This is a genomic window from Asticcacaulis solisilvae (assembly GCF_017875235.1).
Lineage (GTDB): Bacteria > Pseudomonadota > Alphaproteobacteria > Caulobacterales > Caulobacteraceae > Asticcacaulis > Asticcacaulis solisilvae_A.
The window spans coordinates 1-13,415 of sequence record NZ_JAGGMI010000017.1; the positions used below are offsets into that span (position 1 = coordinate 1).

Consider the following 13,415-nt stretch of genomic DNA (forward strand, 5'->3'; position numbering starts at 1 on the left):
CGGAACCAAGCCTTCGAGCGTAACCATCTCAAGGGCGGTTTGTTCGGCTGACGGCGCTTTGAGCATACCTCAATGAATCAGAAACCCCCGACTTATGCCAGAGGTTTGTCAGCAGTCTGTGCCTCGCAAAGCGAGGCCTTCCGTGCTTATCCGTGGTTCACATCCCAAGTGCCAGGGTCGCAGCTGCCAGGTCCTGAGACGCATCGCCGACGCTTTTGAATACGGTGACGACCTCGTCGCGATCCTTGATCGCCGCCACTTCGCACAGGTCGCGCAAGGTCCCGCGTACCGTCTCCAGGGTCAGCCCCGGGCCGATCAGATCACCGGCTTCGCTCAAAGCCGCCGCGCTGTCGATCCAGACGGCATTGCGCATTGTCGCGTCATCGGCCTCGCGCATGGCCGGCGTGTACCCGCCGATCAGCGCGACGTGCTGACCGGCTTTCAGCCAAGCGCCGCGCACCAGTGGCTCCGTGCTCAGGGTCGCGCACGCCACGATGTTGGCTGCCTTCACGCCGGCTTCGAGATCGCCACAGACCTCGGCATCGAAACCGTGTGCACGCAGATGATGCACAAGGCGCTCGGCATTGCCGCGCGTCGGGCTGAAGACTTCGACATGGCGGATGTCGCGCACGGCGCGATAAGCAAAGGCCAGTTCCGTCGCAATGCGCCCCGAACCGATCAACAGCAGCCGATGCGCGGATTTCACCGCCAACCCATCGGCCGCCAGAGCTGCCACGGCCGCCGTGCGTCGCGCCGTCAGTTCACCCCCGTCGAGCAGTGCCTCGTGCTCGCCCGTCACGGCATCGAAGACCAGATAGCTGGCTGTCACCGCCGGCAGCGATCGCGCGGCATTACCCGGCGTCACATTGACGACCTTGATCCCGCCAAGACTGGCATTCCACGCCGGCATCAGCAACAGCGAGGCGGCGGGCTCATTTTCCGGCTTGAGGGTATGGATATGACGCTGCGGCGCTTCGACCGCTCGCGTCAGCAGGCGTGGCAGTTCCTCGACCAGACGGCTGTACGGCAGGGCTTCGATGACATCGACCGACGAATAGATACGCATGTGTTCTCCTTCGATTTAACGATCCGCCGCCGTCTGAGCCAACAGCCAGTCGCGAAACGCCACCAGTGGCGGGTGAGCCGCGCGTTCGTGCGGCCAGGCGAGATAGTAGGACTCAGCGCTCTGCATCTCGCCCTCGGGCAGTGCGCGCACCAGTTGGCCGGTGCGTAGTTCGTCCTCGATCAGGAAGACCGGTAAGAGCGCCACGCCCAGACCCGACCGCGCCACCTGGGCCAGGGTCGCGAACTGATCGAACAACATGCCGTGGACGTGCTCGTCGGGCACATTGTGCTGCCGCAACCAACGCTCCCAAGCATCCGGACGTGTGGTAATATGCAAAAGCGGCGCGCGGCGCAGGTCGGCAGCCTCTTTGAAATCGTACTGCGCCGCCAGCTCGGGACTACATGCCGGCACGACGATCTCATGACGCAACAAGGCCGTTTCCGCCCCGCGCCATTGACCCGAGCCGATATGGATAGCGGCATCCATTGGTTCCAGCGCAAAATCGAACACGGTCAGCCGCGTCGTCAGATTGAGCGTGATGCCCGGGTTTTGCTTCAGGAAATCCGGCAGGCGCGGCGCCAGCCAACGCGTGCCAAAGGTCGGCAGGATGGCCAGGTTCAACGTCCCGCCATGCGGATTGGCGCGCAAATTCATCGACGCCGTGCCGATCTTGCGCAGCGCATCGCGCACCTCACGCGCATAGGTTTCCCCGCCCGGTGTCAGGCGGATGGTCTGGCGCTCACGATGGAACAGTTCGACCTCAAGCTGATCTTCCAGGGCCTTGATCTGGCGGCTGACGGCGCTCTGCGTCAGGTTCAACTCACGCGCCGCCGTCGTGACTGAGCCAGTCCGTGCCGCCGCCTCGAAGGCTTGCAGATGGGACAGGCTGGGCAGGAAGCGGCGGGGACCTAACATTATTCCATTTCAGAATGACATGATGCGCAAACAGCGCTTTAAGTGCCCAATATAGCGCGTATTATGCGTTTGAACATACCGATTTGGAATAAATGCCGACACCCGCCACGACACACGGACTATGGGCCATGACGGCCCCTGAGGCGCCCGCGACGACCACGCTGAGCGGCGATGTGCGCGCCGATGTCGCCATTGTCGGTGGCGGTTATACCGGCCTGTCGACGGCGCTTCACCTGGCCAAGCGCGGCATCAAGGCCGTCGTGCTGGAAGCCGGACCGGTCGGCTTTGGCGGCGCCGGCCGCAATGTCGGCCTGGTCAATGCCGGCATGTGGGTCATGCCGGACGAACTGCCGAACGTCCTGGGCGCTGTCCACGGCGACCGCCTTTTGACCCTGCTGGGCGATGCGCCGGCCGCCGTGTTCGAGATCGTCCGCACGTACAATATCGCCTGCGAACTGCGCACCGAAGGCACGCTGCACTGTGCGGTTGGCCCTGCCGGCCTCGAAGAACTCAAGGCGCGCGAAGCCCAATGGCAAGCGCGCGGCGCGCCGGTCCGCCTGCTCGATGCACAGGAAACCGCGCAACGCATCGGCTCGAATGCCTATTCCGGCGCACTGCTCGACCGGCGCGCCGGCACCATCCAGCCGCTGGCCTATGTTCGCGGCCTGGCCGATGCCGCGCTGAAAGAAGGCGCAATCATCCACACCCAGTCGCCGGTATCGGGTGTCGAAACGGCCTCCGCCGGTTGGCGTGTTATGACCGGCAATGGTTCGGCGACGGCACCGTGGGTGGTCATGGCGACCGATGCCTACACGCAAGGTCCGTGGGAGATCATCCGCCGCGAACAGGTCCACCTGCCCTATTTCAACCTGGCGACCGAGCCCCTGCCTGACGATGTCCGCGCCACCATCCTGCCCGGCGGCGAAGGCGCGTGGGACACGAAAGAAGTCCTGTCGTCCTTCCGCATGGATGCGCGCGGCCGGCTGGTTTTCGGCAGCGTCGGCGCTTTGAAGGGCACCGGTCACGCCATCCATCGCGACTGGGGCTTAAGGGCGCTGCATCGCCTGTTCCCCCAACTGGGCAAGGTGAAGTTTGAGGCCGAGTGGTACGGCCAGATCGGCATGACCGACGACAATCTGCCGCGCTTCCACAAGTTCGCCGACAAGGTCATCGGCATCAGCGGTTATAATGGACGCGGCATTGCGCCGGGGACAGTCATGGGCCGGACCCTGGCCGAGCTGATCGCCGCCGAAAAAGGCGAAGCCGACCTGCCCCTGCCCGTCACCACGCCGCAGGAAGTGAAGATGCGGGCGTTGAAAGAAGTTTTCTACGAGGTCGGCGCACAGGCCGTGCACCTGACCGATTCACGATTCTAAAGGACCAGATGATGGAAGCGACAATGAAGATCACGTCAGCTTGGAACGCGAGCGAAGCCAATATTCGCTCGGTACTCCTTGCCCTTGGCGTGAAAGAAGAAGCCTTTACCGGAGGTGGTTTGGACGTACACTCTCCTATAACGGGCAACCGTATCGCCCAGGTCGTCGCGGCATCGACAGCAGAAACCAACGCGGCGATTAATATAGCCCATGAGGCCTTTCTGACGTGGCGCACCGTTCCCGCTCCCAAGCGCGGCGAACTGGTCCGTCTGTTCGGTGAAGAACTTCGCGCCCATAAAAAGGCTTTGGGATGGCTGGTATCGCTCGAAGTCGGCAAGGTGAAGTCCGAAGGCCTGGGCGAAGTCCAGGAAATGATCGACATCTGTGATTTCGCAGTCGGTCTGAGCCGCCAGATCTACGGCCTGACCATCGCCACCGAACGCAGCCAGCACCGCATGATGGAAACCTGGCATCCGCTCGGCGTCTGCGGCATCATCTCGGCCTTCAACTTCCCCGTCGCCGTCTGGGCGTGGAATGCCGCCCTGGCTCTGGTCTGCGGCAATGCCATCGTCTGGAAGCCGTCGGAAAAGTCGCCGCTGACCGGCATCGCCACCCACGCCATTTTCGACCGCGCGCTGAAGCGCTACGTCAACGAAGGCTATGATGCACCGGACGGCCTGTCGGCCCTGGTCATCGGCGGCCGCGACATCGGCGAAACCCTGGTCGACCATCATAAGGTCGCACTGATCTCCGCCACCGGCTCGACCGCCATGGGCCGCGCTGTCGGTCCGAAATTGGCCGCGCGTTTTGCGCGCTCGATCCTGGAACTGGGTGGCAACAATGCTGCCATCGTCGCCCCGACCGCCGATCTCGACCTGACGCTGCGTGGCGTCGCCTTTGCCGCCATGGGCACGGCCGGCCAGCGCTGCACGACGCTGCGCCGTCTGTTCCTGCACGACAGCATCCACGACGCCTTTGTGACGCGTCTGAAGGCGGCCTTTGCCTCGGTCAAGATCGGCAACCCGATGGAAGACGGTACCCTGGTCGGCCCACTGATCGACAAGGCGGCGTTTGACGGTTTTGAAAAGGCCATTGCCGAAGCCAAGGCGGCCGGCGGCAAGGTCACTGGCGGTGAACGCGTCACCGTCGCCGGCGACGCCAGCTACTATGTCCGCCCGGCCATAGTCGAAATGAGCGAACACTCAGGGCCGATGCTGCGCGAAACCTTCGCACCCATCCTCTATGTCATGCGCTATTCGACGATCGATCAAGCCATCGCTTGGCAGAACGATGTCGGCGCCGGCCTGTCGTCGTCGATCTTCACCAACGACATCCGCGAAGCCGAACTCTTCATGTCGGCGGCGGGTTCGGACTGCGGCATCGCCAATGTCAATATCGGTACGTCGGGCGCGGAAATCGGCGGCGCCTTCGGCGGCGAAAAGGAAACCGGCGGCGGCCGCGAATCCGGCTCGGACAGCTGGCGCGCCTACATGCGCCGCGCCACCAACACCATCAATTACGGCAGCACCTTGCCGCTGGCCCAGGGCGTGAAGTTCGATGTCTAAATTCCAGTGGGACGATCCGTTTCTGCTCGACGCGCAACTGAGCGAAGACGAACGCGCCATCCGCGACGCTGCCCGCGACTATGCCCAAAGCGACCTGATGCCGCGCGTGCTCAAGGCCTATTCGGACGAATATACCGATCGCGCCATCTTCAACGAGATGGGGGCCATCGGCCTGCTGGGGGCGACCTTGCCGGAACAGTATGGCGGCGCCGGCGCGTCCTACGTCGCCTATGGCCTGGTGGCGCGTGAAGTCGAGCGCGTCGATTCCGGCTATCGCTCGATGATGAGCGTCCAGTCGTCGCTGGTCATGTACCCGATCTATGCCTACGGCACCGAGGCGCAGAAGCAGAAGTACCTGCCCAAGCTCGCCAGCGGTGAATGGGTCGGCTGCTTCGGCCTGACTGAGCCCGATGCCGGTTCGGACCCCGGCTCGATGCGCTCAAAAGCCGAGAAGATCGACGGCGGCTACCGCCTGACCGGCACCAAGATGTGGATTTCCAATTCGCCGATCGCCGACGTCTTTGTCGTGTGGGCCAAGCTGGACGACGTCATCCGCGGCTTTGTGATCGACAAGGGTGTAAAGGGCCTGTCGGCGCCGAAGATCCACGGCAAGCTGTCCCTGCGCGCCTCGATCACCGGCGAGATCGTCATGGACGGCGTAGAGGTCGGTGAGGATGCCTTGCTGCCGGAAGTCTCAGGTCTGAAGGGGCCGTTCGGTTGCCTCAACCGCGCGCGCTACGGCATCGCGTGGGGCGCCATGGGCGCCGCTGAAGACTGCTGGCACCGCGCACGTCAGTATGGCCTCGATCGCCAGCAGTTCGGCCGGCCGCTGGCCCAGACCCAGCTTTTCCAGAAGAAACTGGCCGACATGCAGACCGAAATCACCCTGGGCCTCCAGGCGGCTTTGCGCGTCGGGCAGTTGTTCGACGCCGGCCAGATGCAGCCCGAGATGATCAGCCTGATCAAGCGCAACAACTGTGGCAAGGCGCTCGACATTGCCCGCCAGGCCCGCGACATGCATGGCGGTAACGGCATCCATGAAGAGTTCCACGTCATGCGCCACGCCCAAAATCTCGAGACGGTGAATACCTACGAAGGTACGCACGACGTCCACGCACTAATTCTGGGACGCGCCCAAACCGGCCTTCAGGCGTTTTACTGATGTTTAATCGCAGGTTTCACTACTCCGTTACTCCTCCCCAGCGTGCTGGGGAGGGGGACCGCACGACGGCCGCTTGCGGCCGAGATGCGGTGGTGGGGGCTCTTCCTTTCTTCCCGGAGTCGCTGCTGTGAAGCCGCTCGCCGGTCTCAAGGTCCTCGAACTCGCACGCATCCTGGCCGGCCCATGGTGCGGTCAATTGCTGGCCGACCTCGGCGCCGAAGTTATCAAGGTCGAGCGCTCCGGCGCCGGCGATGATACCCGTCAATGGGGCCCGCCCTTCGTCACCGATACATGCGGAAACGCCTGGGGCGCCGCCTACTTCCATAGCTGCAATCGCGGCAAGTCATCGGTCGCCATCGACATCGATACCGAAGACGGCCAGGCGGCGGTTCGTGCGCTCGCCGCCGAGGCCGACGTGGTCATCGAGAACTTCAAAGTCGGCGGATTGGCGAAATATGGCCTCGATTATTCGTCGCTCAAGCGAATAAATCAACGATTGATATACGCATCGATTACCGGCTTCGGCCAAGACGGTCCATATGCCGCCCGCGCCGGATACGACTATATCATCCAGGGCATGAGCGGTTTGATGGACATTACCGGCGCTCCGGATGCCGAACCGCAGAAGGTCGGCGTCGCCATCGTCGACATTTTCACCGGTTTGTACACCGCCACCGCCATTCTGGCCGCCATCCGTGGCCGAGACCTGAGTGGAGAAGGTTGCCACATCGACATGTCGCTGCTCGATTCGGCGACCGCCATCCTCGCCAACCAGGGCATGAACTATCTGGTCTCAGGCGTATCGCCGACACGACTCGGGAACGCCCATCCCAACATCGCGCCATATCAGGTGTTCGAAGTCGCCGACGGCCACGTCATCATCGCCGTGGGCAATGATAGCCAGTTCAGAAAATTTTGCGAAGCCATTGGCGCGAATCATCTTTTGGCCGACGACCTCTACCAATCCAACAAGAACCGCGTCGCCCATCGCGACTCCCTTCAGACAGCGCTTCAACCTTCACTTAAAACATTCACTCGGACGCAACTGCTGGCGGCACTTGAAGCGGCTGGCGTCCCCGCCGGACCGATCAATCGCATCGAAGACGTCTTCAATGACCCGCAAATCGTCCATCGCGGGATGAAGCTGGACCTGGAGGCCGCCGATGGCTCGCCGGTTTCGGGCATCGCCTCGCCCATCGTCATCAATGGCGTCCGTATGGCCGCAGAATCGCCGTCTCCTCGCCTTGGATCCGGGCAACCTACATGGAAATCGTCTCAATGAACGCGCGAAACGGCGGAAAAATCCTCGTAGATCAACTGTTGATTCAAGGCGTCGATCGCGTCACCTGCGTGCCGGGTGAAAGCTATCTGGCGGCATTGGATGCGATGCACGACGCCAACATCGACGTTTTGATCTGCCGTCACGAAGGCGGCGCGGCGATCATGGCCGAATCCTACGGCAAGCTGACCGGAAAACCGGGCATCTGTTTCGTCACGCGCGGCCCCGGCGCCATGAATGCGGCCCATGGCGTGCACATCGCCCAGCACGATTCGACACCCATGATCCTGTTCATCGGCCAGGTCGAACGCGCCATGCGTGGACGCGGCGCCTTTCAGGAAATGGACTATGAGGCCGTCTTCGGCAGCACCGCTAAATGGGTCGTCGAGATCAATGACGTCCGCCGCATTCCGGAAGTCGTGGCCCGCGCTTTCGCGATCGCGACGCAAGGCCGCCCCGGTCCAGTCGTCATCTCGTTGCCTGAAGACGTGCTGACCGACATCGCCGAAGTGGCCGATAGCGCCGTTATCACGCCTGTAAAACCAGAGTTATCGATCATCCATCTCCAGCAATTCGAAGCGTATCTACAAAAAGCCAAACGCCCGCTGGTGATTTTGGGTGGCTCGTGCTGGAGCGACGAAGGTTCCGCCGCCATTGCCGACTTCGCCGCGCGTTTCAAAATTCCGGTGGCGACCGAATTCCGCCGCACCGCCCTCTTCCCGGCGCTGCACGCCTGCTATGCCGGCGACCTTGGTTTTGGCCAGAACCCGAAATTGTCGCAGCGCGTCAAGGATGCCGACCTGCTGATCCTGCTCGGAGCGCGCATGGCCGAGGTGCCGTCGGCCTCCTACACGCTGATCGATATCCCGCGGCCTAAACAGCCGCTCATCCATGTCTTCCCGGACGCCGGTGAGATCGGCAAGGTCTATCAGCCGGCGCTGGGCATTGTCTGCGCGCCTGATGAATTCGCCAGGTCGCTATCGTATCTCACGGCGCCACTCGATCTCCCGTGGGCGACCGAGACCGAAAACGCCCATATGGACTACCTGACCTGGACCGGTCAGCCCGCGCGCATCCCGGGTGATTTTCAGTATGGCGAAGTGGTGAAGGCGCTGCACGCCGCCCTGCCCGATGACACCATTGTCTGCAATGGCGCCGGCAACTACGCCATCTGGCTGCATCGCCACTGGCGCCACTCCAGGCCGCGCACGCAACTGGCGCCAACCTGCGGCAGCGTGGGCTACAGCGTCCCCGCCGGGGTCATGGCAAAGCGCGCCCGACCCAACCAGACCGTCGTCGTCTTTGCCGGCGACGGCTGCTTCCTGATGCATGGCAATGAGTTCGCCACCGCCGTCCAGTACGACATCCCGGTCATTGTCCTCGTCATCGACAACGGCATGTACGGCACGATCCGCATGCATCAGGAGCGCGATTACCCACACCGCGTTATCGGCACCGACCTAAAGAACCCCGACTTCGCTGCTTATGCAACGGCGTTTGGCGGCCATGGCGAAACCGTGCGCACAACGGCCGAATTCATGCCGGCGTTTGAGCGCGCGCGCGCCTCCGGCAAACCGGCTATCCTGCACTGCTTCCTCGATCCACAGGCCATCACGCCGGGCAAGACGCTCGACCAGATCGCTGCCGGAAACTGACAGCTTGTCGCGTAAAGCTTGCCTCGGTAAAACGAGACAAACGGAGGCGCGACATGAGCAAGATCTATGTGGGTATCGGCGGCTGGACCTATGAGCCCTGGCGCGGGACCTTCTATCCGGACAAGCTGTCGCAGAAGAAGGAACTGGAATACGCGTCGTCGAAGGTGACCTCGATCGAGATCAATGGCACCTATTACGGCGCGCAGAAGCCCGAATCCTTCCGCAAGTGGCACGACGAAACGCCGGACGGCTTTGTCTTCACGGTCAAGGGCACCCGCTTCGCCACCAACCGCAAGGACCTGTCGCAATCAAAAGAGTCAGTCGAGCGCTTCTGCGCCAGCGGCATTTCCGAGCTGAAGGCGAAGCTGGGGCCCATCAACTGGCAGTTCATGGCAACCAAGAAGTTCGAGGCCGGGGATTTCGAAAACTTCCTCAAGCTGCTGCCGCCTGAGGCCGATGGGGTTCAGCTTAAGCACGCCATTGAAGTTCGCAACGACAGTTTCCGCGACCCGGCCTTCATCGACATGTGCCGCCACTATAATGTCACGGTCATCACGGCCGCCGACTGCGAATTTCCGCAGATCGCCGACCTGACCTCCGATGCTGCCTATCTGCGCCTGCAGGGCTCGAGCGAAGCGCACGAGCTCGGCTATTCGGAAAAGGCGCTCGATGACTGGGCGGCGCGGATCAGGAAACTGGCGGCCGGGCATGTCCCCGACGACATGGAAGCCGTCACACGCGGCGGCCATAAGGCTGGCCCGAAGGACGTCTATGTCTATGTGATCAGCGGCGACAAGGTGAAGAACCCTGCGGCTGCGATGGCGTTGATTGAGCGGTTAAAGTAACTAGAGCGTTATGGGATTTGTCTGAATCTGGATTCCCAAATCGGGAATAATTTGATTCACTTCCTTCATCCGTTTTTTGAAGGAGGTGTCAGTGATCCGTCCCTTGTCGATGGGCCTACGTGAGCGTGCGATAGCGCGTGTTCAAGCCGGTGAAACGACACGTTCGATTGCCGAGGATTTGGGCGTTGCACCTTCGAGCGTAACGAAATGGTGGCAGCGTTATCAGCGGACAGGCAGTGCCTCTCCCGCCCAGATGGGTGGCTATAAGCCTCGGATAGTGAGAGGCGCGCACCGCGATTACTCATTGACCTCTTCCCGCCAGACGAATGCGCAAACTACTTCAAAAACGCAGGATACGCTTCAAACTAAAATCATAACGATCTAGTCGAGTGTCTGCGGCTAATAGCCCCTCACCCCAGCCCTCTCCCCCGCAAGCAGGGAGAGGGAGTCAGACCTTCACCTTCGAAGCTTCGATATCCTTCTCGATCTTGCCAAGCGTCTCCTGCAACAGCTCCAGATAGACGGGCTTGACCAGATGATGGTCGAAGCCGGCCTCCTTGGCGCGCTGGCGGTGCTCGTCCTGGCCCCACCCTGTCTGGGCGATGAAGACCGTGTTTTTCAGGTGCGGTTCCTGCTTCATCGCGGCGCACAGGTCGTAGCCGTTCATGCCGGGCAGGCCGATATCCATCATCACCACGTCGGGACGATAAACCTTCGACAGCTCGATGGCGTCCGGGCCGTTATGGGCCAGCTTATAGTCGTGGCCGAGCATTTCGATCATCCAGCCCGTCGTCTGGGCCAAGGCCTCGTTGTCCTCGACGATCAGGATGCGCAGCCCCCCGCCCGGTGGCGCTTCGGTCGCCTGGGACGGCGTTTCCGAGGCAGACACGGTGTCGTTCCCTTCGGCCAGAGGCAGCCGGACGGCGAACTCGCTGCCGGCATTCAGACCGTCGCTCGACGCGGATATGGTGCCGCCGTGCATTTCGACCAGGGCCTTGACCAGGGTCAGACCTACACCCAGTCCTCCGTGCGCGCGTTCCAGCGAACCGTCGGCCTGGGCGAACATGTCAAAGATGCGCGCTATGGTCTCGGGCGTCATGCCCAGGCCCTGGTCCTTGATGCGGACCGTGACGAAGTCTTCGTCCGTCTCGGCGCTCAAACGGATTTCGCGACCGGGCTCGCTGTACTTGGCGGCGTTGTTGAGAAGGTTGGAAAAGACCTGCGCCAGGCGCGTCAGGTCGGCCTCAAGCCACACCGGCGATTTCGGCAGGTCGACGATCAGGGTGTGGTCGAAATTGTCGATCAGGGGCTGCGAGATTTCAACCGCCGCATTCAGGATATCGCGCACATCCAGGCGCTCGGGCTTCAGCACGATCTTGCCGCGCGTGATGCGGGCGACGTCCATCAGGTCGTCGACCAGGCGGACCATCTGCTTGACCTGACGCTCCATCATGCCCAGCGCCTGCTCGCGGACGTGCTTGGGCGAACGGCCCGACGCCAGTATGGTCACTGAATTGCTGATCGGCGCCAATGGATTGCGCAGTTCGTGCGCCAGGGTCGCCAGGAACTCGTCCTTGCGCTGGTCGGCCTCCTGCAAGGCCCTGGCGTATTGCTGGCTTTCCTTCAGCAGGCGGCGGTTCTCCTCGGCCGAGGCAGCGAGATTGTCGCGCTGACGGGCGATCTGCTGGCGCTGGCGGTAAAGCTCGAAGAAGACATCGCACTTGGAACGCAGGATGTCCGGTTCCAGTGGTTTTTCGAGATAGTCGACGGCGCCCGCTTCATACCCCCTGAACCGCCGGACGCGGTCGGCGGAGCCGGCCGTCAGGAAGATGATCGGAATGCGCCGCGTGCGTTCGTTGCCGCGCATGGTTTCAGCCAGTTCGAAGCCGTCCATCTCGGGCATCATGACGTCGAGCAGGGCCAGGGCGACATCGTGTTTCAGCAGCATTTCCAGCGCGTCGACGCCGGACCTGGCCTTGATCATCTCCAGGCCCTCGCGGCGCAGGACAGCCTCAAGCGACAACAGGTTTTCGGACAGGTCATCGACCAGCAGGAACTTGACCGTATCGGTTGCCGTCATGCGTTGGCCCCCATGGTCTGCCCGATCCTCTGGAGGTACTGCGCCATGTCGTCCAGGCTTAAGACCAGCGCCCCCGGGCAAGCTTCGATCGCCGCCTGCGGCATGGCGGCCTGGTAGGCCTCCGCCGGATCTTCGATAAGGGCTGTTCCGCCGGCGAGCATGATGGTGCTCAATCCTTGCGCGCCATCATTGTTGGCGCCGGTGAGCACGATGCCTAAAAGGCCCGCGCCATAGGCATCCGCCGCGGTTTCAAACAGCACATTGATACTTGGGCGTGAAAACAGGACGGGTTCCTCACTTGACAGCGACAGGCGGCGGTCCGGTTCGACCATGAGATGATAGTCAGGCGGCGCGAAATAGACATTCCCGGGCAGAATCGGCTCCTTGTCCTCGGCCTCGCGCACACTGAGCGCGCATTTGTCGTCGAACAGTTCCGCGACGATGCTCTTCTTGCCGGGCGGCAGGTGGATACAGATCATGATCGGCAACGGATAGTCGCGTGGCAGTCCAGGCAGAATGGCCGACAAGGCCTTCAGCCCGCCGGCCGATACGCCGATGACGATGGCCTCGACCGGCGTTGCCGGAGTCGCGGCTGACTTGGCGGGGGCGGACGTTTTCATGACCTGTCCCGTTTCTGATAGATGCGTTCATCACGCGCGAATTCGGTAAATCCGTCGGCATGGGCGGAAAAGCGCAAGGTCTCCTTGGCGCCTAACCCCAGAAAGCCCTTGCGTGCCAGGGACTGTGAGAACAGGCCGATCGCCCGGTCCTGCAGATCCTTGTTGAAATAGATCAGGACATTGCGGCACGACACCAGCTGGGTTTCAGCGAAGACCGCGTCCGTCGCCAGGCTGTGGTCGGAAAAGACGGCGTTCTTGCGCAAGGACTTGTCAAACGACGCCGCGCCATAGGCAGCCGTATAGTAGTCGGACAGCGACGACTTGCCTCCGGACAAACGGTGGTTCTCGGTAAACAGCTTGACGCGGTCGAGGTCATAGACGCCCATCTCGGCGCGCTTCAGGGCGTCGGGATTGATGTCGGTGGCGTAGAACATGGTCCGTTCCAGCAGGCCTTCCTCGCGGAACAGGATGGCGAAGGAATAGAGCTCCTCGCCCGTCGAACAGCCGGCGATCCACACCTTGAGCGACGGATAGGTGCGCAGATGCGGCACGACCTTTTCGCGAATGGCCCGGAAATACAGGGGGTCGCGGAACATCTCCGACACCTGCACCGTCAGGTAACCCAGTAATGACGGCAGCATGGAGGCGTCATGCAGGACCTGGTCCTGCAGCACCGAAAAGGAGCGGCAGTTGAAGAATTCACGCGCCTGGCTCAGGCGCCGCTTGACCGACGCCATGGCGTATCCCCGGAAGTCGTAATGATACTTCTGGAAAATGGCCTCGAGCAGCAGACGGATTTCGATGTCCTCCGTCTTGGCTGCCGACAGGTGGGCGGGCGCGGTCATCTCATCA

At 62.2% G+C, this 13,415-nt stretch carries 12 protein-coding genes; 7 read left to right on the plus strand and 5 right to left on the minus strand.

Annotated features, from left to right (window positions below; genetic code table 11):
* Positions 1-157: 157 nt before the first annotated feature.
* Together lhpI and J2X24_RS20055 are read right to left on the minus strand one after the other, a co-directional pair.
* Positions 158-1,066 (minus strand): bifunctional Delta(1)-pyrroline-2-carboxylate/Delta(1)-piperideine-2-carboxylate reductase, encoded by a 909-nt coding sequence (gene lhpI / locus J2X24_RS20050; RefSeq protein ID WP_209725434.1) that lies wholly within the window; start codon positions 1,064-1,066, stop codon positions 158-160.
* Positions 1,067-1,081: 15 nt separating this feature from the next.
* The gene (locus J2X24_RS20055; protein ID WP_209725436.1) at positions 1,082-1,981 is read right to left on the minus strand and encodes a LysR family transcriptional regulator; all 900 of its coding nucleotides are present in this window, start codon (positions 1,979-1,981) and stop codon (positions 1,082-1,084) included.
* A 128-nt stretch (positions 1,982-2,109) separates the two neighbouring features.
* Between J2X24_RS20055 and J2X24_RS20060 the strand changes: the two genes are divergently transcribed.
* The 7 genes from J2X24_RS20060 to J2X24_RS22960 all read left to right on the plus strand — a co-directional run bounded on the left by J2X24_RS20060 (position 2,110) and on the right by J2X24_RS22960 (position 10,248).
* Entirely contained in the window at positions 2,110-3,357 is a 1,248-nt protein-coding gene (locus tag J2X24_RS20060; protein ID WP_245344982.1) for an NAD(P)/FAD-dependent oxidoreductase, read from the plus strand.
* 23 nt (positions 3,358-3,380) lie between these two features.
* Entirely contained in the window at positions 3,381-4,922 is a 1,542-nt protein-coding gene (amaB, locus tag J2X24_RS20065) for an L-piperidine-6-carboxylate dehydrogenase (RefSeq protein WP_209725440.1), read from the plus strand.
* Entirely contained in the window at positions 4,915-6,084 is a 1,170-nt protein-coding gene (locus tag J2X24_RS20070) for an acyl-CoA dehydrogenase (protein WP_209725442.1), read from the plus strand. The genes amaB and J2X24_RS20070 overlap by 8 nt, the downstream gene beginning before the upstream one ends.
* Positions 6,085-6,211: 127 nt before the next feature.
* Positions 6,212-7,366, plus strand: coding sequence for a CaiB/BaiF CoA transferase family protein (locus J2X24_RS20075; RefSeq protein WP_209725444.1), 1,155 nt, complete (start codon positions 6,212-6,214; stop codon positions 7,364-7,366).
* A complete protein-coding gene (locus J2X24_RS20080) occupies positions 7,363-9,018 on the plus strand; it encodes a thiamine pyrophosphate-binding protein (protein ID WP_209725446.1) in 1,656 nt (551 codons plus the stop codon). The genes J2X24_RS20075 and J2X24_RS20080 overlap by 4 nt, the downstream gene beginning before the upstream one ends.
* 53 nt (positions 9,019-9,071) lie before the next feature.
* Positions 9,072-9,863 carry a DUF72 domain-containing protein gene (locus tag J2X24_RS20085; protein ID WP_209725448.1) on the plus strand — a complete coding sequence of 264 codons (792 nt, stop codon included), beginning with the start codon at positions 9,072-9,074 and terminating at the stop codon, positions 9,861-9,863.
* A gap of 109 nt (positions 9,864-9,972) precedes the next feature.
* Positions 9,973-10,248, plus strand: coding sequence for a helix-turn-helix domain-containing protein (locus J2X24_RS22960; RefSeq protein WP_404977838.1), 276 nt, complete (start codon positions 9,973-9,975; stop codon positions 10,246-10,248).
* Between the two features lie 63 nt (positions 10,249-10,311).
* Here the strand turns inward: J2X24_RS22960 and J2X24_RS20095 are convergent, their stop codons facing one another.
* From J2X24_RS20095 to J2X24_RS20105, 3 genes are read right to left on the minus strand one after another with little or no spacing between them, the layout of a single operon-like run.
* Entirely contained in the window at positions 10,312-11,943 is a 1,632-nt protein-coding gene (locus J2X24_RS20095) for a response regulator (RefSeq protein ID WP_209725452.1), read from the minus strand.
* A complete protein-coding gene (locus J2X24_RS20100; protein WP_209725454.1) occupies positions 11,940-12,563 on the minus strand; it encodes a chemotaxis protein CheB in 624 nt (207 codons plus the stop codon). Before J2X24_RS20100 ends, J2X24_RS20095 begins: the two co-directional genes overlap by 4 nt.
* The gene (locus J2X24_RS20105; RefSeq protein ID WP_209725456.1) at positions 12,560-13,408 is read right to left on the minus strand and encodes a CheR family methyltransferase; all 849 of its coding nucleotides are present in this window, start codon (positions 13,406-13,408) and stop codon (positions 12,560-12,562) included. Before J2X24_RS20105 ends, J2X24_RS20100 begins: the two co-directional genes overlap by 4 nt.
* Between the last annotated feature and the right edge of the window lie 7 nt (positions 13,409-13,415).

Excerpts from the sequence above, each read along its gene's own strand:
- lhpI (WP_209725434.1), bottom strand. The coding sequence starts at position 1,066 with ATGCGTATCTATTCGTCGGTCGATGTCATCGAAGCCCTGCCGTACAGC.
- J2X24_RS20055 (WP_209725436.1), bottom strand. The coding sequence starts at position 1,981 with ATGTTAGGTCCCCGCCGCTTCCTGCCCAGCCTGTCCCATCTGCAAGCC.
- J2X24_RS20060 (WP_245344982.1), top strand. The coding sequence starts at position 2,110 with ATGACGGCCCCTGAGGCGCCCGCGACGACCACGCTGAGCGGCGATGTG.
- amaB (WP_209725440.1), top strand. The coding sequence starts at position 3,381 with ATGAAGATCACGTCAGCTTGGAACGCGAGCGAAGCCAATATTCGCTCG.
- J2X24_RS20070 (WP_209725442.1), top strand. The coding sequence starts at position 4,915 with ATGTCTAAATTCCAGTGGGACGATCCGTTTCTGCTCGACGCGCAACTG.
- J2X24_RS20080 (WP_209725446.1), top strand. The coding sequence starts at position 7,363 with ATGAACGCGCGAAACGGCGGAAAAATCCTCGTAGATCAACTGTTGATT.
- J2X24_RS20085 (WP_209725448.1), top strand. The coding sequence starts at position 9,072 with ATGAGCAAGATCTATGTGGGTATCGGCGGCTGGACCTATGAGCCCTGG.
- J2X24_RS22960 (WP_404977838.1), top strand. The coding sequence starts at position 9,973 with ATGGGCCTACGTGAGCGTGCGATAGCGCGTGTTCAAGCCGGTGAAACG.
- J2X24_RS20095 (WP_209725452.1), bottom strand. The coding sequence starts at position 11,943 with ATGACGGCAACCGATACGGTCAAGTTCCTGCTGGTCGATGACCTGTCC.
- J2X24_RS20100 (WP_209725454.1), bottom strand. The coding sequence starts at position 12,563 with ATGAAAACGTCCGCCCCCGCCAAGTCAGCCGCGACTCCGGCAACGCCG.
- J2X24_RS20105 (WP_209725456.1), bottom strand. The coding sequence starts at position 13,408 with ATGACCGCGCCCGCCCACCTGTCGGCAGCCAAGACGGAGGACATCGAA.